A 23854-nucleotide genomic window follows, 5' to 3' on the forward strand; every position below is an offset into this window, starting at 1 on the left:
GATCATTGTGGGTGCACTCTAGCAAGCCGGCCGCGTACGTCGATTAGACTATTGTTCTATATAATGTTCATTGAGCGCAATGGTCATCTAGTCTAGATTGCTTTCATACACGCGGCGCACAAAGCTAATTGCCGATTGCGGCTCAGTTGGAAGGCCAGCTCACGATTACGCCGCAGATGGATGATGTGATTTGGATACGGCGCGGCCATCCATCGCTTCTTACGGCCTGTGTGTTACCAAGATCTCCCCATGGCCTTGCTGCCGGAGGCGCTGAAGGAGAGCAATCCCCTGAAGGTAATCCGCTTGGTGGATGGGCAGCGTGAACATGCCCATATTTGAGCCGCCGTTCACAGTTTTGCTAGGCGTTTTTTGTAAAGGCCTTGGCAGCTGCAAAATACATTACTAGACTGTTATCACGCAGTCATACTGTATGACACCTTGAGTGAAGAGATTGCTGGGTTCACGAGCAAAACAATAATGAGAAATGACAATGCCCCACATAATCAATTATTTAACAAAAATTCAGTTCGGTGAAAGCGCTATTGCTGAATTAGCCAATGAGCTGCAATTGCTGAAGATAAAACGACCGTTGTTTGTGACTGATAAGGGGCTCAGTGCTACCCCTCTTATCACACACGTTATTGAGTCTGCTCAGCTTGATGATGGCGCATGTGTTTTCGATGATACGCCGTCCAACCCTACGGAAGTAGCGGTAGAGCAAGCGCTTACTTACCTGCGTGAAAGCAAATGTGATGGCATTATTGCCATTGGCGGTGGTTCCAGCATTGATTTAGCTAAAGCGGTCGCCTTACTTTTTAATCATCCTGGGCCGTTACGCCAATACGCTGCGATTGAAGGCGGCGTGACAAAAATTAAAGCCGATGTGCTGCCATTAATAGCAATACCGACAACGGCGGGAACCGGTAGTGAGGTGGGAAGAGCCTCATTGATTACCATGAAAGACAATCGCAAACTTGGCTTTCTTTCTCCTTATCTGATTCCTTCGGTCGCTATTTGTGATCCTCGTTTGACGCTAGGTCTACCACCTTTTTTGACTGCCGCCACGGGTATGGATGCGATTGCTCACTGCGTTGAAACCTTTTTAAGCCCCAAAGTGAATCCTCCGGCTGAAGCGATTGCTTTAGATGGGCTGACGCGCGCTAGCAAATATCTAGTAGAGGCAGTTGAAAACGGAGAAAACTTAACGGCTAGAAATGAAATGATGATGGCGGCCCTTGAAGGCGCCATGGCTTTTCAGAAGGGGCTGGGAGCGGTGCACTCCTTATCCCATGCATTAGGCGGCCTGCACGAGTTAAAACTTCATCACGGTACGCTCAATGCTGTGTTGATGCCGACTGTGCTTAGATTTAACCAGCCCGGCTGTGAGGAAAAGTTTGCTCGTCTCAAAGAGGCGATGGGCCTCAACCCTAGTGACGATTTAGCTGAAGCATTTGAAAAGCTCAATGTGAAATTGGGGATGCCTGCTGGCTTGAGCGAAATGGGCGTCATGGAAGAGCACTTGGATCAACTGGCTCAGTGGGCATTGGAAGATCATTCCACGGCGACCAATCCGCGCGCGCCCTCTAAGGCAGACTTTTATGACATGCTCAAAGAAGCTTTCTGATAAATAGAGTTCTGTCCACTTAATAGTCCGTAAAGGAGGTCTTTGACAAGAAAAACGTAAAGTAATAAAGCATGCAGTTCCAAAAATGATAATTAATTGTAAGCAATACATTACTAAAGGAAAATGAATATGATAATTACAAACCATTCCCTTAAAACTATTTTTGCTTCAAGTATAGCCGCAGCTGTTATGACAGCGTCTGGCTCTGCCCTTGCGGATTACCCCGAACGCCCCCTTACGTTGATTGTGCCTTGGGCTGCTGGTGGTGGCACTGATGCGACGGCGCGAACTATCGCCCGTGCTCTGGAAGAAGAGCTGGGGCAGAACGTCAATGTTGTCAACCGAACAGGGGGCAGTGGCGTTGTTGGTCATACCGCCATGATTAATGCTGAGCCGGATGGTTATACGATTGGCTTGGCTACTGGCGAAGTTAACATGATGCATTGGTTGGGTTTAACTAACCTTACGTATGAAGATTTTACGCCTATTGCTCAAATCAACTACGACTTTCCAGGCATACAGGTAGCAGCCGACTCTCCTTATGAAACCCTTGAAGAGCTCCTTGAAGCGATACGCTCTGAACCTAAAGGCACGTTTACTGCTTCGGGTACTGGCCAAGGCGGTGTGTGGCATTTAGCCTTTGCTGGCTTTTTGATGGATCAAGGTATTCCCGCCGACCAAGTGATTTGGATTCCTAGTGAAGGAGCAGCACCAGCGATGACTGAGCTGGTGTCTGGGGGGATTGATATCGTACCAAGCTCGGTGCCTGAAGCCCGCTCAATGATCGAGGCCGGTCGCGTTAAGAGCTTTGCGGTAATGTCTCCAGAGCGTATACCCAGCTTCCCTGATGTGCCCACTACTAATGAGTTAATCGGTAGTAGCTATCAAGTGGGCGAGTGGCGTGGAATTGCAGGGCCTAAAGGCATGGATCCAGAAGTAGTAGCAACACTTGAATCAGCACTAGAGGCTGCTTACAACAGTGATACTTATCAAGGGTTTATGAGTCAGCAAGGGTTTGGTACCGAGTGGCGTAACGCGGAAGAGTTTGGCCAACTCATGGAAGATATGGATAGCGTATTCGGTGAAATTGTTGAACAAGTTGGCTTAGCTAACTGAGGAATGACAATGCGGGATTTTTTCGCCGGAATAGCGTTCGTTATTGCTGGGATTGTTACGATCATTACTGCCCAGCAGTTTCCTACTCTACCAAGCCTGCAGTATGGGCCTTCGCTTTTCCCCTCCCTCATAGGGGGGGGATTTTGCCTCGGCGGGGCTGTACTTGCCTTGAATGCATTATGGCTTAGAAAAAAAGCTGTCGCGCAAGAAGCACACGGTAATCCATCCCTAGCTGGCTCACTGCCTGAGAAAAAGAATTGGGCAATGTTGTTGCCACCAATATCTATTGTCTTTTATATCCTGGCAAGCGACTACCTTGGTGCAATGTTGACGATAATGATCATTATGTTTTTGCTGATGTTATTAAGAAAAACATCACCCTACATAGCATTGGCAACGTCTCTAGCAGTGTCGTCAGCTATTTATTTTATCTTCTCGCGCTACTTGCTCGTTCCATTGCCGCAAGGTCTTCTATTAGGGGGTAGCCTGCCATGGATATCTTAATGAATGGGGTTGGGCTGGTTTTAAATTTTGAAACCTTGCTGGTTATTTTAGCGGCGTCACTGTTTGGTATATTTGTAGGTGCAGTCCCCGGCCTTACTGCGACAATGGCAGTAGCACTATTAGTACCGTTGACTTTCTACATGGATACCATCCCGGCTATTGCTGCCATTGTAACGACATCGGCGATGGCGATCTTTGCGGGTGATATCCCGGGCACCTATCTAAATATACCGGGCACGCCTGCATCGGCTGCTTATGTAGGGGAGTCCTACGCATTAGCGAAAAAAGGCAGGGCAAGAGAGGCCTTAGGTATTAATTTAGTATGTTCTGTTTTTGGCGGTATTTTTGGCACCATCGTTTTAATTGTTGTGGCTCAATCCCTTGCTGAGGTAGCGCTGCAGTTCAGTGCATTTGAGTACTTTTGGCTTGCGGTGCTCGGGTTAAGCTGTTCAATTTTTATTTCAGTTGGTTCTAGAACAAAAGCATTCCTCTCACTTCTTTTTGGCATTCTGCTTTCAACCGTCGGGCTTGATATGATGAGTGGTGCTCCACGTTTTACATTTGGAGTGCCCGACCTTATGGCCGGTATTAACTTTATACCCGTTATGATTGGTATGTTTGCTCTAAATGAACTGATGAGCTATTACGCTTCAAAATCTGAGAAGAAAACAATCAGTATCGTCGATAACGATAGTGTCTTCCACAATGTACCTGGGCATATTAAACGTTACTGGCGTAACATGATACGTGGTAGCTCAATCGGCACGTTGATTGGTGCACTGCCGGGCGCGGGTGCAGATATTGCGGCCTGGATCTCGTATGGTGTGGGAAAGGGTAGGTCAAAAGAGAGTGCCAAATATGGCACCGGTAATATAGAAGGCATCATGGATGCAAGCTCCGCTAATAATTCCGGCATCAGTGGTGCATGGGTGCCCGCTTTAGTCTTTGGGATTCCTGGTGACTCTATTACGGCCATCGTCATTGGCGTTTTATACATGAAAGGGATGAATCCTGGGCCCACTATTTTTATGGATGGGAGTGGGTTGATCTATGCGCTGTTTATGGTGTTTATTTTAGCTAACTTGATGATGCTACCTATTGGCTATATGGCTATCCGACTTTCAAAGTTTTTCATCCTAACACCCAGCCGGGTACTCATGCCCATAATATTATGCTTTTGTATTGTAGGGGCTTTCGCTATCAATAATAGCGTTGTGGATATTTGGTTAATGCTTATTGTAGGGCTAGTGGCTTATGTATTGGCTGTGAATGACTTTCCAATGGCGCCAGCCATTCTTGGGTTAGTGTTGGGTTCCGTTGTTGAAAATAATTTCATGAGCGCAATGTTGCGTACCGGTGGTGACTTAACGAGCTTCTTTGCAAGACCAATCAGTGCGGGGCTTGGCATTGCGGTGATTCTACTATGGTGCTCACCGCTTTTGATTAAAGCTTATCGCTATCAGCAGCATAAATCAGGAAGTGTATATTAGGGCCTGTTGACGTTTCATCGCGAACCGCGTTGCCCCACAAAGCGCGTCAGACAAGGCGCAAAACGCTGGGAAGGGTGGTTCCCTTTTCAAGTTTTGCAACGCCGTATGGCGCGCTTTGTGGGGCAACCCGAAGGGCTGGGCCCGTTTTTATCCGCGGCGGCGTTAGTCGTCGTTCATTTGGAACCACCAAACGTCTCTCCTCCTGCCTTGCCGCGAATAAAAACGGGCTCCAGCGCGGCCGCGAGTGAAACGTCAACAGGCCCTAGTCTGTCAGTTACTATGAAATAAGCGCAGCGAGGCAAATATGGCCTCGCTGCGCTAGTTCGTAAGTCTGTTTTATAAGACTATCGTGAAGCCATCGCTGGCTTTATTACGTTATTCACGCTTGCCATCGACCAGGCGCGATACTCCTGCAGGATTGCCATCACGAATAGCGTCGGGCAGTAGCCCTTCCGGCAGCGCCTGATAGCACACTGGGCGCAGGAAGCGGAAAATCGCAGCGCTACCTACTGAGGTCGTGCGTGAATCCGAGGTGGCAGGATAAGGGCCGCCATGCACCATGGCGTGGCACACTTCTACACCCGTCGGCCAGCCGTTGGCCAGGATACGTCCGGCCTTGCGCTCCAGCGTCGGCAGCAGTTGCTTGGCAGTCGCCAAGTCACCGTCATCCATCTGCAGCGTAATGGTGAGCTGGCCTTCTAACTGAGCCGCAACGCGGGCCACTTCCTGGGTGTCAGCACAGGCGATCACCAATGAAGTCGAACCGAACACCTCTTCCTGTAACGCGGGGTCGCTCAGAAACGCCTCGGCTTGGGTAACGAACAGCCCGGCCTGGCAGGGGTGAGCTGTCTCACCTGCCTGGCCGCGTGCCACCTCGGTCACCTTGGCGTGGCTGGCGAGTCGGCCTACGCCCTGTTGGTAGGCATCATGGATACCCGGCGTCAGCATGGTCTGGGCAGCACTGCCCTTAACTGCTTCACCGGCCGCCGCAACAAAGGCGTCCAGTTCAGGGCCCTGAACCGCAATGACTAGCCCCGGGTTGGTGCAGAACTGCCCGGCACCCATGTTGAGTGAACCGACAAATCCCTCCGCAATCGCTTTACCGCGTGCCTTGAGGGCTTCCGGAAGTAGAAACACCGGGTTAATGGAGCTCATCTCGGCGTAAACCGGGATCGGCTGCGGCCGCGCCTGGGCGGTAGCCATGAGCGCCGTGCCGCCGTTACGTGAACCGGTAAAGCCTACTGCCTGGATGCGAGGGTCGGCAACCAGCGCCTGACCGATTTCGCGGCCCGAGCCAAACAGCAGCGAGAAAACGCCCTCAGGGAGTTCGCACTTGGCAACGGCGCGTTGAATGGCGCGACCTACCAGCTCAGAAGTGCCGGGGTGGGCAGAGTGGCCCTTGACCACTACCGGGCAGCCGGCGGCCAGTGCGGAGGCGGTATCGCCACCGGCAACGCTAAAGGCGAGCGGGAAGTTGCTGGCGCCAAACACTGCCACCGGGCCCAGGCCGATATGGCGCTGACGCAGGTCGGCGCGGGGCAGCGGCTGACGATCGGGCATGGCCGGATCGATACGTACATCCAGCCATTCACCTGCGCGCACTACCGAGGCGAACAGCCGCAACTGGCCACAGGTACGTCCACGTTCGCCCTCTAAACGCGGGCGGGGCAGGCCGGTTTCGGCCATGGCACGTTCGATCAGCTCATCGCCGATCCCTTCGATCTCGGCGGCAATGGCTTCAAGAAAGCTGGCCCGCGCCTCTAAGGAGGTCTCGCGATAGCTATCGAAAGCCGCCTCGGCTAATGCGCAGGCCTGTTCGACCTCGGTCTTGCTGCCGCCGGGGTAGGCGGGCGCCAGCGTTTCGCCGGTGGCGGGATTTACCGCATGAATGTCAGCCTGTTGGCCGCTAATGGCCTGCTGACCGATCAGTAGTTTACCTTCCAGAGTCATACTTCCTCCTGCTGGGGTGGTTAGAGTACGTTAAAGCGACTTTACGCTGATGGGCGGTGGGTCTGCTTCCACCCGTAGAGGGTTGCGCAGGGCGCGACCAAACTCCTTGATTTTGATCTCAAAGCGATCGCCCTCGCGCACCTTGATGCCGTCGGCGAAGCTCAGTGTCGCGGTACCGAAAAAGTGCACATGCACATCGCCGGGGCGGCGGAAGCCCGGGTATTTAAAGTGGTGATATTCCAGGTTGGCCAGGCTATGGGCCATGTTGGCCTCGCCGGTGAGAAAGGGCTTCTCCCACACTGTTTCACCACTGCGATGAATAGCGCTGGTGCCTTCCAGATGATCAGGTAGTTCGCCGATCAACAGTTCGGGACCAAAGCTGCAGGCGCGTAGCTTGGAGTGAGCTAACCACAAGTAGTTGAAGCGCTCGGTCACGTGATCAGAAAATTCGTTACCGAGGGCGTAGCCGACCCGCCAGGGCTGGCCGTCATCACCAATCACATAGAGGCCCGCCAACTCAGGCTCCTCGCCTGCATCTTCGGCGAAGGCGGGGGATGGAATCTCCGCTTCTGGCGCCACCACGCACTGGCCATCGCCCTTGTAGAACCACTCCGGCTGTGCACCTACCTGGCCTGCATCGGGTTTGCCGCCCTCCACGCCCAGCTTGAACATGCGCATGGAGTCGGTCATATCCTCCTCCGCGGCCTGGGCTTTGGCATGCATTGCCGAGCGGGTATCGGCACTTCCCAGGTGGGTAAGGCCGGTGCCGGTGACCAGGCAGTGGGCCGGGTCGGTATGGGTCAGCGGGGGTAGCAACTGTTTAGTGTCGACCAGCGCTTGATAATCCAGGCGTGTGTCGGTCAATGCTTCCGTCAGCATGTCGCTAAGTGGCTTGCCGGCGGCAATGGCCCGATTGGCCAGGGTGTAGGTGTCGCAGTCGAGCAGTCTGACCTGCTCTTCGCTTTCGACCAGGGCGGCGCGAACCTGGCCCTGGTGGTCACACTGAATCAGTCGCATGGCGGTCTCCTTATGCAGAGTCAGTCAATAGTGTAGCGGTCATCATAGTGGCCAAATGGCCAGTTGCGGCCACATCAATAGCGCCGCGAGTACGCACAGCTGAATGGCCATAAAGGGTAGTACGGACAGGTAAATATCCTTGAGGCTGATATCCGGCGGTGCCACGCTTTTAAGGTAGAAGGCGGCGGGCCCAAAGGGTGGCGACAGGAACGATACCTGCATATTCACGGCGAATAGAATGCCGAACCAGATCGGATCGAAACCGAGCTGAATAACGATGGGTAGAAAGATCGGCAGAGCCAGCATGGCGATCCCGATCCAGTCTAGGAATAGCCCCAGCACGAGCATAATCGCCATCATCACCAGAATGATCACAATGGGCGCTACATCGAGTCCCAGGATCAAGCTCGAAACAAAACGGTTGCCTCCCATTAAATTATAGACGCCCACCAGGGCGGCGGCGCCGATGCCGATCCAGATGATCATGCCGCAGGTATTCATGGTCTGCCCAAGGCTATGGTGCAGCATACCCGGGGTGAATTCGCCGCGAACAATAGTGGCGAGCAGTACACCGAAAACACCCATGGCCGCGGCTTCGGTGACCGAGGCGATACCACCGTAGATAGTGCCCAGCACTAAAAAAGCGATCAGCCCTGGTAACAGAATGGCCTTGACCGCGTCCAGCTTAGTGGCGAAAGGGTTATCCTGGGTATCTCTATCTAACGGCGGGCCCAGTGCGGGATTTCTCAGGCAGCGCACCAGCACATAGGCAATGTAGCAACCCATCAAAATCACCGCTGGCGTCACGGCTGCGGCGAACAGGTCAGCAATCGATACGCTGGCGATCAGACCGTAGATAATCAGCACGATTGAGGGCGGCATCATGGTGCCCAGGGCGCCCCCGGCACACACCACCCCAATAGAGAGGTGTTTGTCGTAGCCCAGGCGGAGCATTTGGGGCAGCGCCAGAATCCCAAGCAGCACGATCTCACCACCGATAATGCCCGAAAGAGCGGCCAGGAAGAACGCTACCACGATGGTCTGCACCGCCACGCCACCTGGCAGGCGACCGGCGAAGACGCGCATGGCGTTGAACAGGTCTTTGGCGATTCCGGAGCGATCCAGCAGTGATGCCATCAACACGAACATGGGCACCGCCACCAGCGAATACTCGGTGATAAACCCATAAACGCGGCTGGTGACCAGGGGCAGCGCCGCCTCGCCGAACCAGCCGAAGGTGAACGCCATCGCTACCAAGCCGGTGATAAACGCCAGCGGCAGACCGGTGACCAGTAGCGCGAAAATGGCCCCGACCATGAGGATCGTTGCGGTTGAAATATCCATCAGCGAGCCTCCTCGATGTTGGCAGCGGGTTTCGCTTTAATCGATTCCCACAGATGCAGGCAGGCCTGTAGCGTCATCAACACCAGAGCAAACAGAATCATGCCCTTGACCATAGCGGGAAAGGGCGGATTCCAAGAGGTGCCGGAGCGCTCCAGCGACCACTCACCGAGCGGGTTATGCGAAGCTCCCCAGAACATATGAAAGGCGGCATAGCTCATCGTCAGGCAGAAAATCAGAGTGAGCAGGTCGTTGAAACGATCCATCCAGCATTTCAACCTGGGCCCGGCGCTGTCGTAAAGCACCTTGACGCGGATATGGCTATTGCGCGCCATGGCCGCTGGGCCGCCCAGTACAAAGATAACGGCGATCAGAAACACGACGGTTTCGTGTACCCAGGAGGTGGGGTTGTTGAAACCGTAGCGCATAAAGACTTCGACGACGCTGATGCCCATCGCGACCAGCACGAGCCAGGAAACGGCACGGCCGCCCCGTGCAATTAAGCGGTCTAAAGCATTACGTTCGGGAGACACCTCCTCCACCGTTTCGAGGATCTCGGGGAGATCCTGGGTATTCGGCGAAGGAGTTTGATTGTCAGGCGTTTTTTGGGACATGGCGCGACTCTACGCGCAGCGCTCGGGGTGTTTGCCCGAGCGCTGCGTTGGTTAGATTAATGAGGCCGGTTGTGAGCAGAGAGTTGAGAGCACAGAGTTAGAGCAGATTGCGCGAGCGCAAAAAGGCGGTCGCCGAGTCATAAATCTTCTGAGTCATCTCATTTTCACCCGCCCACTCTTGCCACTCCTGCTCAGCCGCGGTGCGGAATTTCTGACGCTCTTCTTCGGGCAAGTTGAAGGGGTGAACGTCTGGGTCATCCTGAAGCCGCTGCAGGGTCTCAATATCCTGCTCCTTGAGGCGGGCAATCAGGTCGTAGGCCATGCCATCAAAGGCGGTATTGAGGGTCGTCTGTAGCTCCTCGGGCAAGCCATCCCAGATGTCTTTATTGATCGACACAGCGATCATGGGCATGGAGTGAAAGCCAGGGTAGAGCGGGTAGGGGGCGAAAGCGTGCAGACCCATGGCGTCGTTATTCGAGAGCACCGTGGAGTCTGCGGCGTCGATTACGCCTTTTTCCAGGCCGGTATACACCTCAGAGCCCGGCAGATTAACGGGTGTGGCGCCAATGCGCTCGAAGATGTTGTACACCATGCCTTGAGGGGCACGGATTTTTAGCCCTTCAAAGTCAGCGATGGATTCGATGGGCACCGTGGAGGGTACCGACTCCAACGGAAAGGTCGCTGCGCAAATGGGCGCCATAGGGTTCGACCAGTTCGTTGTAAAGCTCTTCACCGCCGCCGTATTTCATGTACTCCAGGAAATCGTAGGGGTTCTGCCAAGCACCAACAAGATTGCCGAGCATACCAAAAGCCGGATCCTGGCCAGAGAAGTAGCTGGGGTCGGTCATATGACCCTGCAGAATCCCTGAGCTAACGGCGGTCAATGTCTCAGTAGGGCCAACCACGGAATTAATCGGCATTACCTCGATTTCAACACGGCCATCGGTCATTGCCGTAATTCGCTCGGCCCACTCTTGTTTGATCTTAAAGCTGGGTTCGCCCGAGGTTTCTGACGCCTGAAATTTCCATTCGTACTCGGCTGCCTGGGCCGCAGAGAGGCCCAGCAGTAGCACGGAACCAGTGAGTAGCGAGCTGTATTTCGATTTGAGCATAGCACTATTCCTCAAGTTTTTTGTTGTGGAGAGCGTGGTGGTTAACGCTGTAATGCAACGGGCCAATGACCCACGTGGGAGGGTAATGTTGAACATTAAGAGCAATTGTTCAACATATACTTTTGTATGGTCGACTAGATTGACGGGGTAGTTTAGTGTCTTGCGCATTCGGCACCCACTCTCGACGCCAACTCTCAGGTCGTCAGCCGTCACCGAACTAAAACAAGGAGTTAACCTCATGGGCCAACGTCAACGTCCGCTGCGCAGTGCTGAATGGTTTGGCACGGCTGATAAGAACGGTTTTATGTACCGCAGTTGGATGAAAAACCAGGGCATTCCCGACCATGAGTTTCAGGGCAAACCGATCATCGGTATCTGCAACACCTGGTCGGAGCTCACACCTTGCAATGCGCACTTTCGTAAGTTGGCGGAGCACGTGAAGCAGGGCGTGCTGGAGGCGGGTGGCTACCCGGTGGAGTTTCCGGTGTTCTCCAACGGCGAATCCAACCTACGGCCTACCGCGATGTTTACCCGCAACCTGGCCAGCATGGACGTGGAGGAAGCGATTCGCGGTAATCCCATCGATGCGGTGGTGCTGCTGGTGGGCTGCGACAAAACCACCCCGGCGCTACTGATGGGTGCGGCAAGCTGCGACATTCCCACCATCGTGGTCACCGGCGGGCCAATGCTCAACGGCAAGCACAAAGGTAAGGATATTGGCTCCGGCACCGTGGTCTGGAAACTCTCTGAGCAGGTCAAGGCGGGTGAGATTTCACTCCACGACTTTATGGCCGCCGAAGCGGGCATGTCCCGTTCTGCGGGCACCTGCAACACCATGGGCACCGCCTCCACCATGGCCTGCATGGCGGAATCCCTGGGCACCTCGCTACCCCACAATGCGGCGATCCCTGCGGTAGACTCTCGCCGCTACGTGCTGGCACACCTTTCGGGTAACCGGATTGTCGAGATGGTCAACGAAGACCTGCGGCTCTCCAAGATCCTTACCAAGGAAGCTTTCGACAACGCCATCCGTACCAACGCCGCCATTGGCGGCTCCACCAATGCGGTGATTCACCTCAAGGCGATTGCCGGACGGATTGGTGTGGATCTGACCCTGGACGACTGGAGCCGAGTGGGGCGCGGCACGCCCACGGTGGTCGATCTACAGCCCTCGGGGCGGTTCTTGATGGAGGAGTTCTACTACGCCGGTGGCCTGCCCGCGGTGCTTAGACGTCTGGGTGAGGCCGACCGGCTGCCCTTCAAAGACGCCTTGACCGTCAACGGCAAAACCCTGTGGGAAAACGTCCAGGACGCCCCGCTGTACAACGACGAAGTGATTCGCCCGCTGGATAATCCGCTCACCGCGGACGGCGGCATCTGCGTGGTGCGCGGCAACCTCGCCCCTAATGGCGCGGTGTTAAAGCCCTCGGCAGCCACGGCCGAACTCATGCAGCACCGAGGTCGTGCGGTGGTGTTCGAGGACTTCGACGACTACAAGGCGCGCATCAACGACCCGGACTTGGACGTGGAAGCCAATGACATTCTGGTCATGAAGCACTGCGGCCCACGTGGTTATCACGGCATGGCGGAGGTGGGCAATATGGGCCTGCCGCCCAAGATCCTCGCCCAGGGCATTACCGACATGGTGCGCATCTCCGACGCCCGCATGAGCGGTACCGCCTACGGCACTGTGGTACTACACGTCGCCCCCGAAGCCGCTGCCGGTGGCCCGCTAGCCGCCGTGCGCAACGGTGACTGGATTGAACTCGACTGCGAAAGTGGCCGGCTGCATCTGGAACTCAGCGACGAAGAACTGGCCTCGCGCCTGGCCGAAAGTGACCCCACTGCCGCCTCAACGCTGATTGCCAGCCAGGGCGGCTACCGCCAGCTGTATATCGAGCGGGTGCTTCAAGCCGACGAAGGCTGCGACTTCGACTTCCTGGTGGGCTGTCGGGGTTCTGATGTGCCGCGGCACTCGCATTAACTGGACTGAGCAATCACTTCCCGCAGAGTGCTCATTAATGCGGCGGCACCGGGGGAGAGTCGCTGGTGGCGTAAGCTCACCAGCCCATAGGGCTGAACGCTTAGCGCCTCGCTAAATGGCAGTAGATGAAAACGCTGCGGTGGGCAGAGCAGGTCAGCGGCTTCCCGTGTAGTCACCGTGATGGTATCGGATTTGTCGACGAGGGCCAGCGACAGCAGCAGGTCAGCGGTATCGACGATCTGGCGGGGCGGCGCGACCTGATGGTGCAGAAATAGGCTATCCACCCGCTGGCGCATCAACGCGCCAGCGGGCTGCAGCGACCAAGGGAAGCCCGCCATATCAGCAAGGCTCAGCGTTTGTTTATCGGCTAATGGATGCCCTTGGCGGCACACAAAGCAGAGTTCCTCCTCGCCAATCTCCTCGAAGACAAAGCGCTCGGCATCGACGCCTGCGGGTATGCGGGTAATCGCGAAATCCAGTTCGCCTTCCAGTAGGCGTGGTACCAGCACTTTGCTGACATCCACATCTACGCTGATTTTTAGCCCTGGCCGGTCGCGGTGCACCCGTTCGATGGCGCTGGTGAGCAGCGTAACCGCTGGCGCCATTACCGTGCCGACGGCTACCGTGCCGGCACTGCCCTCGCCGAGAGCGTTTAGCTCCTCACCGGTGTGGCGTAGCGCTGAGAGCATGCTGTGGGCGTGGCGAATCATAATTTCGCCATACCAGTTAGGCGTTAGCCCACGGGGGTGGCGATCGAACAGCCGAATACCCAGGTTGGCTTCCAGGTCGCTGAGCAGTTTTGAGGCGGCGGGTTGGCTCATATTGAGCTGAGCCGCCGCGCGGTGCAGGTTGCGCTGCTCGTCCAGGGCTAAAAATAGCTGAAAATGACGCAACTTTAGTCGCACGTCTAAAAACCAGTTTTCGCCGAGAATGCCCATGGCATAAGCCTCGTGTTGTTATTGATACTTAGAAGTATATCGATAGTGAGGCATTTGTATATTGGTTGGTTATGCCAGACATGGCTACTGTAGTGTCTGTATCGGTCATGATGAACTGTGGTAACTCACTGAGTTTTCTGACCAAGCCTAACAACAATAATTTAGCAACAAAGTATGCCTCCAGGAGGAAGCTCATGCCTCTCATGTACAGCCAACGATTAAGAAATGGTTCACCTCTTCTGCTCGGTGCAATTGCCGCGGTGCTGTTGGCAAACACTGCACAAGCCCAGAGCAGTTCTGAAGCCAACGCGAGCAGCAGCGTCGGCAGTGGTATCCAAACGTCGGTGTTTGGTCATCTACCCGATGGTCGCCAGGTGGATGTCTATCAACTTACCAACGCCAATGGTATCGAGCTGCGGGTGACCAATTACGGTGGCATCATTCTGTCGCTGAAAACCCCTGATATGGACGGTAAGTTTGACGATATAGCGCTGGGCTTTGACTCTTTGGAAGCCTACCTCTCCGATGAGTACCGTCAGGCCAATCCTTACTTCGGTGCCATTATTGGTCGTTACGGCAACCGTATTGCGGGTGGGCAATTCTCCCTCGATGGAGAAACCTATTCATTGGCTACCAACGATGGCAGCAACCACCTGCATGGCGGCGACCAGGGATTCGATAAAGTGCTATGGCAGGCCGAACCATTCGAGAGTGACGCAGGCAATGGATTGGTACTGCGCTATACCAGTGAGGATGGCGAAGAGGGCTACCCCGGTAAGTTGGAGAGCGAAGTTACCTATACGCTGACCGATAATGACGAGCTGATGGTGGATTATCGGGCGGTAACCGATAAAGCCACCCCGATTAACCTAACCCAGCACAGCTACTTCAACCTAAAGGGTGAGGGTAGCGACACCATTCTCGATCATCAGCTGATGATCAATGCCCCTGAGTTTACCCCGGTCAATGACACCTTGATTCCAACCGGTGAAATCCGCTCGGTGGAGGGCACGCCGTTTGACTTCACCCAGGCGACGCCCATTGGCGAACGGATCGAGCAGGAGAACGAGCAGCTTGCCTTTGGTGGCGGTTATGACCACAACTTTGTGCTTGCCCGCGATAACGCTGCATCAGATGAGCTGGTCTTGGCTGCCAAAGTATGGGAGCCCCAAAGCGGACGCCTGGTGGAAATCACCACCACCGAACCCGCGATCCAATTCTATTCCGGCAACTTCCTTAACGGCGACCTGACCGGCAAGCAGGGCCAGGCCTACGGGCACCGCTCCGGCTTTGCGCTGGAAACTCAGCACTACCCTGACTCTCCCAATCAAGAGGCGTTTCCCAGCACGATCCTAGAGCCGGGCGAGACTTATCGCTCACGCACGGTCTATCGCTTTTCCGCGCAGCAAGACCTGGGCTCGTAATCTCGATTCATCATTACTATTACCAACCGTCAGTGGTTAGTAATCAAAAATATCAATAAAAACAACTCTCAAAATAGCAGGAGTACAACAATGAAATTGACGACAACATTTACCCGTTTAGCACTTGGTAGCGCGATTATGCTGGCCTCACTAGGGTCAGTACAGGCCCAGGAAGACGAGGTGAAGATTGGCTTTATCGTTAAAAAGCCGGAGCAGGCGTGGTTCATTAACGAACAGGAGGCGGCTACTGAAGTAGGCGAAGAGCTCGGCTTCGAAGTGGTACGCCTTGGCGGCGAAGATGGCCAAGAGGTGCTTAGCGCTATTGATAACCTCTACTCCCAAGGCGCTGAAGGGTTCGTAATCTGCCCGCCAGACGTACGCTTGGGGCCAGCGATTATGAACCGTGCTAACCAGTACGGCATGAAAGTAGTCACTGTGGACGACCAGTTTGTTAACTCAAGCGGTGAGCCCATGGAGGGCGTGCCGCACCTGGGTATGTCGGGCACCAAAATTGGGCGTCAGGTGGGCGAAGCCATTAACGCCGAAATGGAAGCGCGCGGCTGGAACCCCGAAGAGGTAGCCGCGCTGCGGATCACCAACAACGAACTGCCGACCGCCGTTGAGCGTACCGACGGCGCCACCGAGGCGCTGATAGCCGCGGGATTCCCAGAAGATAATATTTTCGACGCGCCTCAGCAGAGCACCGATACCAGTGGGGCTTTCTCTGCTGCCTCGCCGGTGCTTTCCCAGCGTGGCGATTATGAGCACTGGGTGATCTATGCCCTTAACGAAGAGAGCGTGCTCGGCGGTGTTAGGGCGACCGAGCAATATGGCTTAGCGCCGGAAGATGTGATCGGCGTGGGTATCAATGGCTCCGGCGCCGCCTTTGCCGAGTTTTCCCGGGATAACCCCACTGGCTTTCACGGCACGGTAGCGGTCAGTTCCACCATGCACGGCCGCCAGACCGCCGAAGACCTCTACCGCTGGATTAGCGAGGATCAAGAGCCCCAGGCCAACACTGAAACCTCCGGCACGTTAATGACGCGCGACAACTGGGAAGAAGTGCGCGCAGCGCTCGGTCTATAAAGCGCTTGATTGGCAATGAAAGAGGCCTGTAACGGGCTCGCTGTTACAGGCCATCTGTGGAGTATTCATGCATGTCTGATGCTTATTTACGGTTCGACGGGATTAGCGTGGTGTTCCCCGGGGTGCGCGCGCTGGATGGGGTGAGCTTTGCCGCCCACGCCGGTCAAGTGCATGCGCTAATGGGTGAGAACGGCGCGGGTAAATCCACCCTGCTCAAGGTGCTCAGTGGCGTTAACCGGGCAGCCGAAGGCGCGCTATGGATCGATGGCCAGCGCCACGTATTCAGCAACGCCCGGGAGGCGCTGCGGGAAGGCATCGCGATTATCTACCAGGAGTTGACGCTCTCGCCCAATATGTCGGTGGCCGAGAATCTGCTGCTGGGCCAACTGCCCACACGGCAGGGGTTTGTTAACCGCCGCGAGTTAAAACAAAAAGCCCTGGCGATTCTGGCTGATCTTGGCGAGGGGGAGATTCACCCCTCGACCAAGGTGCGCGAGCTCTCCATCGGCCAGCAGCAGATGATCGAGATTGGCCGTGCGCTGCTGCGAGACGCCAAGGTTATCGCGTTCGATGAGCCCACCAGTAGTCTCTCTATTCAGGAGATTCGCCAGCTAAAACGTATCGTCCAACGACTGCGTGATGAAGGGCGGGTGGTGCTCTACGTGACGCATCGCATGGAGGAGGTGTTTGAGATGTGCGATGCGGTCACCATCTTCCGCGATGGCCAGCATATCCGCACCCATGAGGATATGTCGGCACTCAATCACGACCTGTTAGTGAGTGAAATGGTCGGCCGGGATATCGACGATGTTTACGGCTACCGCCCGCGCACACAGGGCGATGTGGTCTTGAACGTGGAAGGAATCCACGGGCGCGGCCTCAAGGCGCCGGTGAGTTTCTCCGTCAAACGCGGGGAAGTCTTCGGGCTGTTTGGTCTGGTGGGCGCGGGGCGCAGCGAACTGCTGAGGCTGATCTGCGGGGTCGAATCGCCCAAGGCCGGCAGCGTACAGTTCAACGGTGAATCGCGACGTTTTAAAAGCCCTGGCGAGGCGATACGCGCCGGTATTGCCATGTGTCCAGAGGATCGTAAATCCCAGGGTATTTTCCCGGTGGCCAGCGTGGCTGACAACCTCAATATCAGCTGCCGGCGCTTTTTCAAACGCTGGGGCATGTTTCGCCACCCCGGCCGTGAGCGGCGCAATGCCGAGTCGTATATCCAGCAACTCAGTGTCAAGACACCGGGGCCACGTACGCCGATCGGCAAACTTTCCGGCGGCAACCAGCAGAAGGTGATTCTAGCCCGCTGGCTTGCCGAGGAGATTGATCTGTTTGTGATGGACGAGCCGACCCGAGGCATCGACGTCGGCGCACGGCGGGATATTTACTCGCTACTTTACGATTTGGCCGAACAGGGCAAAAGCGTGGTGGTGATTTCCAGTGACCTGGCAGAAGTCAGCTCCATCTGTGACCGCATCGCGGTGATGCGCGACGGTGAACTGGTGGACATAGTGCCGCGGGAATCGGCTACGCCGGAACGCCTGCTGGGCTTGGCGCTACCCGCCTAAGTGTCAGCTTTTTTTAAGGTTTCCAAGATATTCGTTCTTAAGAGAACAAGCTCAGGACAACAACCATGACAACTAACAATGCAACCCAAGGCGAGACTGCGCCCGCCCGCCCGGCGGGCCGTCAGGGGCTGATCAAGCCACTGCGCACGCTGCTGGATACCTCAGGGCTGATTGCAATTTTCTTGCTGCTATTTGTGGCCCTGGCGGTACTCATCCCTGACTTTCTGACCGGCCGCAACATGGTCGGGCTACTGCTCTCGATCACCCTGATCGGCAGTTTGGCCACCACCATGATGCTGGTGCTGGCACTGGGTGAGGTGGATCTCTCCGTGGCCTCTACGGTGGCCTTTGCGGGGGTAGTCGCAGCGGTGGTGACCTCCAGTACCGGTAGCGTGTTTATCGGCGTGATCGGTGGCATTGTCGCTGGGGGCGCGGTGGGCGCTTTTAACGGCCTGGTAATTGCCAAGTTCGGTATTAACTCGCTGATTGCCACCCTGGCAGCAATGGAGTTTGTACGCGGGCTGGCCTATATCACCTCCGGCGGCGACGCGGTAATGATCACCGTGCCGGGTTTCTTTGACCTGGGCAGTGCCTCGTTCCTCGGCCTAACCCTGCCGGTCTGGACCATGCTGGCCTGTTTCGTGATCTTTGGTGTGGTGCTCAACATGACCGCTTTCGGGCGCAATGTGCTGGCCACCGGGGGGAACTCGGAAGCCGCCGCGCTTGCCGGGGTTAATGTTCGCCGCCTCAAGATTATTGTTTTCGGCCTCCAGGGCGTAGTGGCGGGTGTCGTCGGTGTACTGCTAGCTTCACGCATGGGGCTGGGCGACCCCAATACCTCCATGGGCCTGGAACTGGCGGTGATTTCCGCCTGTGTGCTGGGCGGTGTGGCGCTATCCGGTGGCGTTGCCACCATTACCGGTGTGGTGGTCGGTGTGCTGATTATGGGCTGCGTCCAGAACGCCATGGGGCTGCTCAACGTCCCCACCTTTTACCAGTACCTGGTGCGTGGCGCGATTCTGCTGCTGGCGGTGATGTTTGACCGCTGGAAACAGACCCGTCGTCAGCGGGCCTGACGCTTAAGCCGTTACCCCTTTATTAGTTGGTCACTTTCTTTCCGGTTTGTACGGAGGCTTTGTTATGTCTGATCGTCAGCGCCCATTACGCTCTGCCCAGTGGTTCGGCACCGCCGACAAGAACGGCTTTATGTACCGCAGTTGGATGAAAAACCAGGGCATTCCCGACCATGAGTTTCAGGGCAAACCGATCATCGGTATCTGCAACACCTGGTCGGAGCTCACACCTTGCAATGCGCACTTTCGTAAGTTGGCGGAGCACGTGAAGCAGGGCGTGCTGGAGGCGGGGGGCTACCCGGTGGAGTTCCCGGTGTTCTCCAACGGCGAATCCAACCTGCGCCCCACCGCGATGTTTACCCGCAACCTGGCCAGCATGGACGTGGAGGAAGCGATTCGCGGCAACCCCATCGATGCGGTGGTGCTGCTGGTGGGCTGCGACAAAACCACCCCGGCGCTACTGATGGGCGCGGCGAGCTGCGATATTCCCACCATCGTGGTCACCGGCGGGCCGATGCTCAACGGTAAGCACAAAGGTAAGGATATCGGCTCCGGCACCGTGGTCTGGCAGCTCTCCGAGCAGGTCAAGGCGGGGGAGATATCGATGCACGATTTCATGGCCGCGGAAGCCGGCATGTCCCGCTCCGCCGGTACCTGCAACACCATGGGCACCGCCTCCACCATGGCCTGCATGGCCGAGTCGCTGGGCACCTCGCTGCCGCACAATGCAGCGATTCCGGCGGTGGACTCCCGCCGCTACGTGCTGGCGCACCTTTCGGGTAACCGGATTGTCGAGATGGTCAACGAAGACCTGCGGCTCTCCAAAATCCTCACCAAGGAAGCCTTCGATAACGCCATCCGTACCAACGCCGCCATCGGCGGCTCCACCAACGCAGTGATTCATCTCAAGGCCATTGCTGGGCGGATTGGTGTGGATTTGACCCTGGACGACTGGAGCCGTGTAGGCCGCGGCACGCCCACGGTGGTCGATCTACAACCCTCAGGGCGTTTTCTGATGGAAGAGTTCTACTACGCCGGTGGCCTGCCCGCGGTGCTCAGGCGTCTGGGTGAGGCCGACCGGCTGCCCTTCAAGGACGCCTTGACCGTCAACGGCAAAACCCTGTGGGAAAACGTCCAAGACGCGCCACTGTATAACGACGAAGTGATTCGCCCGCTGGATAATCCGCTCACCGCGGACGGCGGCATCTGCGTGGTGCGCGGCAACCTCGCCCCTAATGGCGCGGTGTTAAAGCCCTCGGCAGCCACGGCCGAACTCATGCAGCACCGAGGTCGTGCGGTGGTGTTCGAGGACTTCGACGACTACAAGGCGCGCATCAACGACCCGGACTTGGACGTGGAAGCCAACGACATACTGGTCATGAAGCACTGCGGCCCACGTGGTTATCACGGCATGGCCGAGGTGGGCAATATGGGCCTGCCGCCCAAGATCCTCGCCCAGGGCATTACCGACATGGTGCGCATCTCCGACGCCCGCATGAGCGGTACCGCCTACGGCACTGTGGTACTACACGTCGCCCCCGAAGCCGCTGCCGGTGGCCCGCTAGCCGCCGTGCGTAACGGTGACTGGATCGAGCTCGACTGCGAAAGTGGCCGGCTGCATCTGGAACTCAGCGACGAAGAACTGGCCTCGCGCCTGGCCGAAAGTGACCCCACTGCCGCCTCAACGCTGATTGCCAGCCAGGGCGGCTACCGCCAGCTTTATATCGAGCGGGTGCTCCAGGCGGACGAAGGCTGCGACTTCGACTTCCTGGTGGGCTGTCGGGGGGCTGCTGTGCCGCGGCACTCGCATTGATGGTCATTCGAAGATCCTGAGGTAGCGCCAAAAGGGTCGCGAGCTAAAGCTACCTCCCTCGGGGGCAATTATCAGCCTGGCAGAGATAGCTCCACGCAGAGTGACGAAGAGCTTAAAAAAGAGGACGCGCAATGACCGCCAGGTTGACCGACAAGCATATTCTGGTAACCGGTGCTGCCACCGGCATCGGCCGCGCCATTGCCGAGGCCTGCGTCCGCGAGGGTGCCACGGTCGCCTTGCTGGATAGAGACGGTGATAACGTCGAGAGGCTGGCAGCGCAACTGCGCAGCGAAGGACACAATGCTCAGGCGTTGGTGGCAGATATTGCTGATCGCGCAATGGTGGACGCCGCCGTGGCGAAGGCACGGGAGATTAACGGGCCCTTGACCACCTTGGTTAATAACGCCGGAATGAATGTCTTCCATGATCCACTCGCCATGCCGGATGACGCCTGGCAACTTTGCCTAGCGGTCGATCTGGAAGGTGCCTGGTTCTGTAGCCGGGCGGTGTTGCCGGACATGTTGGCGCAGGGCGACGGTGCCATTATCAACATCGCCTCCACCCACAGCTTCTCGATTATTCCCGGTTGTTTTCCCTACTCGGTAGCCAAGCACGGCTTGATTGGCTTAACCCGATCGCTCGGCATTGAATACGCACCGCGGGGCGTGCGGGTCAATGCCATCGCGCCGGGCTATATTGCCACCTCGGCGGTAGAGGCGCATTGGCAGTCCTTCGATGACCCCGTCGCGGCTAAGGCACGCATCGAAGCCTTGCTGCCACCAGGGCGGTTAGGGCAACCCGAGGAAGTCGCCATGACGGTGGTCTTCCTGGCTTCAGATGAGGCCCCCTTTATCAACGCCAGTTGCCTGACTATCGACGGAGGCCGCAGCGTGGTTTATCACGACTGACAGTTGTTATGGTCGTTGAGTGCTTGCAAGGAATATCTGGATATTAGTGGCGTGAATAGAGTTTAGGCTGTATCCACGGGTTTAAACGTTAGTGCTTAGTTTTCCTTCAGCGAGCTCAATCTCTTGAGTAGATTGTCTTGGAAGAAATATTCCTTTTATACAATCTGGATTAATGATGGCAAGTTGAATATGGTTTTCAGAAAAAAACTTGGCTCCATCGTATAGTGGATCGCCTTCGATAAACGCGGCTCTAACAGAGTCAAAGGGTTCACCCTGTTCCTTGGCTAATGCACATGCATAACGGATTACAGCACAGTCAAGCTCACGGGCTTTAAAATCAAAATCTGTTTTTCCAAACGATCTATTCTCAGGCAGTGGTGTACCTTCTGCCTCTAAATCGTCTTTTAGCTGCTGATAAGCTTCTTTAAGAAAATCATTATATTTTTGGTCAAGCAAATCCAGACAGTTGCCGAGCTCAATTACTGCGCCCAGTACAAAGGGATCTTTAACATTAGAAGCAGCCCGCTGGCTATCTTGAAGGGCATACTGATGCGCTCTTTCAAGATTATTTTCCCAAAAGTAAACGCCATTGCCCAGCCAATCATACTTATTATTACTGTGTTTGAATTCAGATTTTTGGTTCAGGATACTGATGGCAATATCTTTATCTAACCCATGAAAACCATAGACAATTGTCGGTTTTGATGAATACATTAGGTCTTAACGTGTGCCGTATGGTTGCCTTTAGACTTAGATGGACTGAAAAAACGCTTATCAAGACGTCCTTGTGAATCAAGGATGTGCGCATCTTTAAGCAATTTCATTCTTTGCTCATGAGTGCGGTTCTGCCCAGCTGCCTTAACTTTTTGTGTCAATTGATGAATAGACATAAAATACTCCCTTGTACATTTTCATGCTAATCGACCTTTTGGCTACAGGCAAGTAGCTGATCCAGACTTAGCCTGGCTATCTAACAGCGTCTCGCCATCGGTGGCATTTAGCGCCATGGTGATGCCTCCCATGCAGGTCATGTCGCGATCCCAGGCGCAGTGTTCGATGCGGGTGGTGCCCATCAGTTCGGCCACTAGGGCATCGTCAATGGCGGTGTGCATGGCGGCTTGCATGGCGTCAAAGCCGCGCACGCCGGAGCCGGTAATCAGCACGAGATCGGGGTTAAAGAGCGCCAGCACATTGGCAATGCCGAACCCCAGCGCCCGCCCAGCCTCGGCGTAAATACGCTGGGCTGTCGGGTCGCCTTTTAATGCTAACTGTGTCAGCGCCTGCATCTGCTGCTCTGAGGGGTGTGCGCTGTCGCCGGAGGGAAGCGCTAAATGATCCGCGGCGGCGCGATAGAGCGCATAATCGCTAGTGTAAGCTTCAATGCAGCCCCGTCGCCCGCAGGCGCACAGGGCGCCATCGGGTTGGTATTTGCTGTGCCCAAACTCCGCCGCTGAGCCATTGGCACCTAGAAAGGGCACGCCGTTAATCAATACCGACATACCGATACCGTAGCCCAGCATAATGACCACCAAGTTGGGGCAGTCTGCATAGGCGGGCTGTGCCGCTAGAACGCTGGCGATGCAGTTGGCATCGTTTTCCAGCAGTACGCTGCAGTGAAAACGCTCCGCTAATCGCGTCGATATCGGTGCGTTACGAAAGCTTAAAGCGGGGGACCAGATAATCGTACCGCTTTGCGACGAGACTACCCCCTGCACTGCCAAACAGATCCCCGCCAAGCGTTGAAATCCCTTTAGCTGTTGCGCGCAAACAGTGCTGATCTTCTCTTCCAGCAGCGCTTCCAGGTCGTCGGCGCTCAGCGTCAGGGTGGGCACTGCGTGGTGTTCGCTATGGCGTACCTGACCCGAAAAATCGCCCACCACCAACTGGATCTCATTGATCGATAGCTTGATACACACCACGCAGGCGGCATTAGGGTCGAGTTCAATCAAGGTTTTTGGTCGGCCACGCCCGGTGGGGCGGGGTGTTTCGGGTGGCCGTTCCGTGATCAACCCCTGCTGGAGTAGTTCGGCGCTGATCGAGGTGACGGTGGCAGAGCTAATGCCATTGAGTGCGCCTAGGTCGATGCGTGCCACCGATCCTTGGTCACGCAGAGTGCGTATCACCGCCAGGGTGTTGTCGAGGCGGCTAGTATCAGTCGACGGAAGGGCCATAGGGTCGCCGTTATAGTTCGTGTTGAAAAAAAGCAGTGCTGCACATTGCTGAGCGCTCTCATCGTGGGGTGTGAGCGCAATTGTCAAAATACGACCTAAGTTGCATATGCAAATATTTATTTTA

19 protein-coding genes and 1 pseudogene are annotated in these 23854 nt (G+C 55.8%); 11 read left to right on the plus strand and 9 right to left on the minus strand.

The window, feature by feature from the left end; genetic code table 11:
- Positions 1-490: 490 nt before the first annotated feature.
- The 4 genes from AC4EYZ_RS16340 (at position 491) to AC4EYZ_RS16355 (ending at position 4734) form a co-directional block, all read left to right on the plus strand.
- The gene (locus AC4EYZ_RS16340) at positions 491-1624 is read left to right on the plus strand and encodes an iron-containing alcohol dehydrogenase (RefSeq protein ID WP_039859518.1); all 1134 of its coding nucleotides are present in this window, start codon (positions 491-493) and stop codon (positions 1622-1624) included.
- Between the two features lie 189 nt (positions 1625-1813).
- Complete coding sequence (locus AC4EYZ_RS16345) at positions 1814-2740, plus strand: tripartite tricarboxylate transporter substrate binding protein (protein ID WP_223828101.1); 927 nt, start codon at positions 1814-1816, stop codon at positions 2738-2740.
- Between the two features lie 9 nt (positions 2741-2749).
- Complete coding sequence (locus AC4EYZ_RS16350; RefSeq protein WP_022521926.1) at positions 2750-3244, plus strand: tripartite tricarboxylate transporter TctB family protein; 495 nt, start codon at positions 2750-2752, stop codon at positions 3242-3244.
- Positions 3232-4734, plus strand: a complete 1503-nt coding sequence (locus AC4EYZ_RS16355) for a tripartite tricarboxylate transporter permease (RefSeq protein WP_009287504.1) — start codon at positions 3232-3234, stop codon at positions 4732-4734. The genes AC4EYZ_RS16350 and AC4EYZ_RS16355 overlap by 13 nt, the downstream gene beginning before the upstream one ends.
- Before the next feature lie 375 nt (positions 4735-5109).
- Here AC4EYZ_RS16355 and AC4EYZ_RS16360 read toward each other — a convergent pair whose 3' ends face one another.
- The 5 genes and pseudogenes from AC4EYZ_RS16360 to AC4EYZ_RS16380 all read right to left on the minus strand — a co-directional run bounded on the left by AC4EYZ_RS16360 (position 5110) and on the right by AC4EYZ_RS16380 (position 10768).
- Positions 5110-6684 (minus strand): aldehyde dehydrogenase (NADP(+)), encoded by a 1575-nt coding sequence (locus AC4EYZ_RS16360; protein ID WP_022521927.1) that lies wholly within the window; start codon positions 6682-6684, stop codon positions 5110-5112.
- 30 nt (positions 6685-6714) lie between these two features.
- Positions 6715-7701, minus strand: a complete 987-nt coding sequence (gene araD1 / locus AC4EYZ_RS16365) for an AraD1 family protein (RefSeq protein ID WP_022521928.1) — start codon at positions 7699-7701, stop codon at positions 6715-6717.
- 42 nt (positions 7702-7743) lie between these two features.
- Positions 7744-9045, minus strand: coding sequence for a TRAP transporter large permease (locus AC4EYZ_RS16370; protein WP_009287507.1), 1302 nt, complete (start codon positions 9043-9045; stop codon positions 7744-7746).
- Positions 9045-9656, minus strand: coding sequence for a TRAP transporter small permease subunit (locus AC4EYZ_RS16375; protein WP_009287508.1), 612 nt, complete (start codon positions 9654-9656; stop codon positions 9045-9047). The genes AC4EYZ_RS16370 and AC4EYZ_RS16375 overlap by 1 nt, the downstream gene beginning before the upstream one ends.
- Before the next feature lie 97 nt (positions 9657-9753).
- Positions 9754-10768 (minus strand): annotated as a pseudogene (locus AC4EYZ_RS16380) (TRAP transporter substrate-binding protein).
- A gap of 238 nt (positions 10769-11006) precedes the next feature.
- Between AC4EYZ_RS16380 and AC4EYZ_RS16385 the strand changes: the two are divergent.
- Entirely contained in the window at positions 11007-12752 is a 1746-nt protein-coding gene (locus AC4EYZ_RS16385) for an IlvD/Edd family dehydratase (RefSeq protein WP_427770126.1), read from the plus strand.
- Here the strand turns inward: AC4EYZ_RS16385 and AC4EYZ_RS16390 are convergent.
- Positions 12749-13690 carry a LysR substrate-binding domain-containing protein gene (locus tag AC4EYZ_RS16390; protein ID WP_009287509.1) on the minus strand — a complete coding sequence of 314 codons (942 nt, stop codon included), beginning with the start codon at positions 13688-13690 and terminating at the stop codon, positions 12749-12751. The genes AC4EYZ_RS16385 and AC4EYZ_RS16390 overlap by 4 nt on opposite strands.
- 194 nt (positions 13691-13884) lie before the next feature.
- Between AC4EYZ_RS16390 and AC4EYZ_RS16395 the strand changes: the two genes are divergently transcribed.
- From AC4EYZ_RS16395 to AC4EYZ_RS16420, 6 genes are all read left to right on the plus strand, one after another.
- The gene (locus AC4EYZ_RS16395) at positions 13885-15114 is read left to right on the plus strand and encodes an aldose epimerase family protein (protein ID WP_041159275.1); all 1230 of its coding nucleotides are present in this window, start codon (positions 13885-13887) and stop codon (positions 15112-15114) included.
- A gap of 90 nt (positions 15115-15204) precedes the next feature.
- A complete protein-coding gene (locus AC4EYZ_RS16400; RefSeq protein WP_009287511.1) occupies positions 15205-16200 on the plus strand; it encodes an arabinose ABC transporter substrate-binding protein in 996 nt (331 codons plus the stop codon).
- A 71-nt stretch (positions 16201-16271) separates the two neighbouring features.
- On the plus strand, positions 16272-17765 hold the full coding sequence (araG, locus tag AC4EYZ_RS16405) for an L-arabinose ABC transporter ATP-binding protein AraG (protein WP_027958970.1): 1494 nt from the start codon (positions 16272-16274) through the stop codon (positions 17763-17765).
- A gap of 65 nt (positions 17766-17830) precedes the next feature.
- Entirely contained in the window at positions 17831-18841 is a 1011-nt protein-coding gene (araH, locus tag AC4EYZ_RS16410) for an L-arabinose ABC transporter permease AraH (protein ID WP_009287512.1), read from the plus strand.
- 64 nt (positions 18842-18905) lie between these two features.
- Positions 18906-20651 (plus strand): IlvD/Edd family dehydratase, encoded by a 1746-nt coding sequence (locus AC4EYZ_RS16415; protein WP_490204290.1) that lies wholly within the window; start codon positions 18906-18908, stop codon positions 20649-20651.
- A gap of 131 nt (positions 20652-20782) precedes the next feature.
- Positions 20783-21559, plus strand: coding sequence for an SDR family oxidoreductase (locus AC4EYZ_RS16420; RefSeq protein ID WP_159177364.1), 777 nt, complete (start codon positions 20783-20785; stop codon positions 21557-21559).
- An 81-nt stretch (positions 21560-21640) separates the two neighbouring features.
- Here AC4EYZ_RS16420 and AC4EYZ_RS16425 read toward each other — a convergent pair whose 3' ends face one another.
- The 3 genes from AC4EYZ_RS16425 to AC4EYZ_RS16435 are packed head-to-tail and all read right to left on the minus strand — an operon-like array spanning position 21641 to position 23730.
- A complete protein-coding gene (locus AC4EYZ_RS16425) occupies positions 21641-22273 on the minus strand; it encodes a hypothetical protein (protein WP_022521937.1) in 633 nt (210 codons plus the stop codon).
- Complete coding sequence (locus AC4EYZ_RS16430; protein ID WP_022521938.1) at positions 22273-22449, minus strand: hypothetical protein; 177 nt, start codon at positions 22447-22449, stop codon at positions 22273-22275. Before AC4EYZ_RS16430 ends, AC4EYZ_RS16425 begins: the two co-directional genes overlap by 1 nt.
- A gap of 42 nt (positions 22450-22491) precedes the next feature.
- Positions 22492-23730: an ROK family transcriptional regulator gene (locus AC4EYZ_RS16435; RefSeq protein WP_138799396.1), complete on the minus strand. Its 1239-nt coding sequence runs from the start codon at positions 23728-23730 to the stop codon at positions 22492-22494.
- Positions 23731-23854: the final 124 nt, after the last annotated feature.

It is taken from the genome of Vreelandella sp. 162(4c), assembly GCF_058152265.1.

What these genes read in the sequence shown, in the direction of transcription:
- AC4EYZ_RS16340 (WP_039859518.1), top strand. Translation starts at nt 491, where the DNA reads ATGCCCCACATAATCAATTATTTAACAAAAATTCAGTTCGGTGAAAGC.
- AC4EYZ_RS16345 (WP_223828101.1), top strand. Translation starts at nt 1,814, where the DNA reads ATGACAGCGTCTGGCTCTGCCCTTGCGGATTACCCCGAACGCCCCCTT.
- AC4EYZ_RS16350 (WP_022521926.1), top strand. Translation starts at nt 2,750, where the DNA reads ATGCGGGATTTTTTCGCCGGAATAGCGTTCGTTATTGCTGGGATTGTT.
- AC4EYZ_RS16355 (WP_009287504.1), top strand. Translation starts at nt 3,232, where the DNA reads ATGGATATCTTAATGAATGGGGTTGGGCTGGTTTTAAATTTTGAAACC.
- AC4EYZ_RS16360 (WP_022521927.1), bottom strand. Translation starts at nt 6,684, where the DNA reads ATGACTCTGGAAGGTAAACTACTGATCGGTCAGCAGGCCATTAGCGGC.
- araD1 (WP_022521928.1), bottom strand. Translation starts at nt 7,701, where the DNA reads ATGCGACTGATTCAGTGTGACCACCAGGGCCAGGTTCGCGCCGCCCTG.
- AC4EYZ_RS16370 (WP_009287507.1), bottom strand. Translation starts at nt 9,045, where the DNA reads ATGGATATTTCAACCGCAACGATCCTCATGGTCGGGGCCATTTTCGCG.
- AC4EYZ_RS16375 (WP_009287508.1), bottom strand. Translation starts at nt 9,656, where the DNA reads ATGTCCCAAAAAACGCCTGACAATCAAACTCCTTCGCCGAATACCCAG.
- AC4EYZ_RS16385 (WP_427770126.1), top strand. Translation starts at nt 11,007, where the DNA reads ATGGGCCAACGTCAACGTCCGCTGCGCAGTGCTGAATGGTTTGGCACG.
- AC4EYZ_RS16390 (WP_009287509.1), bottom strand. Translation starts at nt 13,690, where the DNA reads ATGGGCATTCTCGGCGAAAACTGGTTTTTAGACGTGCGACTAAAGTTG.
- AC4EYZ_RS16395 (WP_041159275.1), top strand. Translation starts at nt 13,885, where the DNA reads ATGCCTCTCATGTACAGCCAACGATTAAGAAATGGTTCACCTCTTCTG.
- AC4EYZ_RS16400 (WP_009287511.1), top strand. Translation starts at nt 15,205, where the DNA reads ATGAAATTGACGACAACATTTACCCGTTTAGCACTTGGTAGCGCGATT.
- araG (WP_027958970.1), top strand. Translation starts at nt 16,272, where the DNA reads ATGTCTGATGCTTATTTACGGTTCGACGGGATTAGCGTGGTGTTCCCC.
- araH (WP_009287512.1), top strand. Translation starts at nt 17,831, where the DNA reads ATGACAACTAACAATGCAACCCAAGGCGAGACTGCGCCCGCCCGCCCG.
- AC4EYZ_RS16415 (WP_490204290.1), top strand. Translation starts at nt 18,906, where the DNA reads ATGTCTGATCGTCAGCGCCCATTACGCTCTGCCCAGTGGTTCGGCACC.
- AC4EYZ_RS16420 (WP_159177364.1), top strand. Translation starts at nt 20,783, where the DNA reads ATGACCGCCAGGTTGACCGACAAGCATATTCTGGTAACCGGTGCTGCC.
- AC4EYZ_RS16425 (WP_022521937.1), bottom strand. Translation starts at nt 22,273, where the DNA reads ATGTATTCATCAAAACCGACAATTGTCTATGGTTTTCATGGGTTAGAT.
- AC4EYZ_RS16430 (WP_022521938.1), bottom strand. Translation starts at nt 22,449, where the DNA reads ATGTCTATTCATCAATTGACACAAAAAGTTAAGGCAGCTGGGCAGAAC.
- AC4EYZ_RS16435 (WP_138799396.1), bottom strand. Translation starts at nt 23,730, where the DNA reads ATGGCCCTTCCGTCGACTGATACTAGCCGCCTCGACAACACCCTGGCG.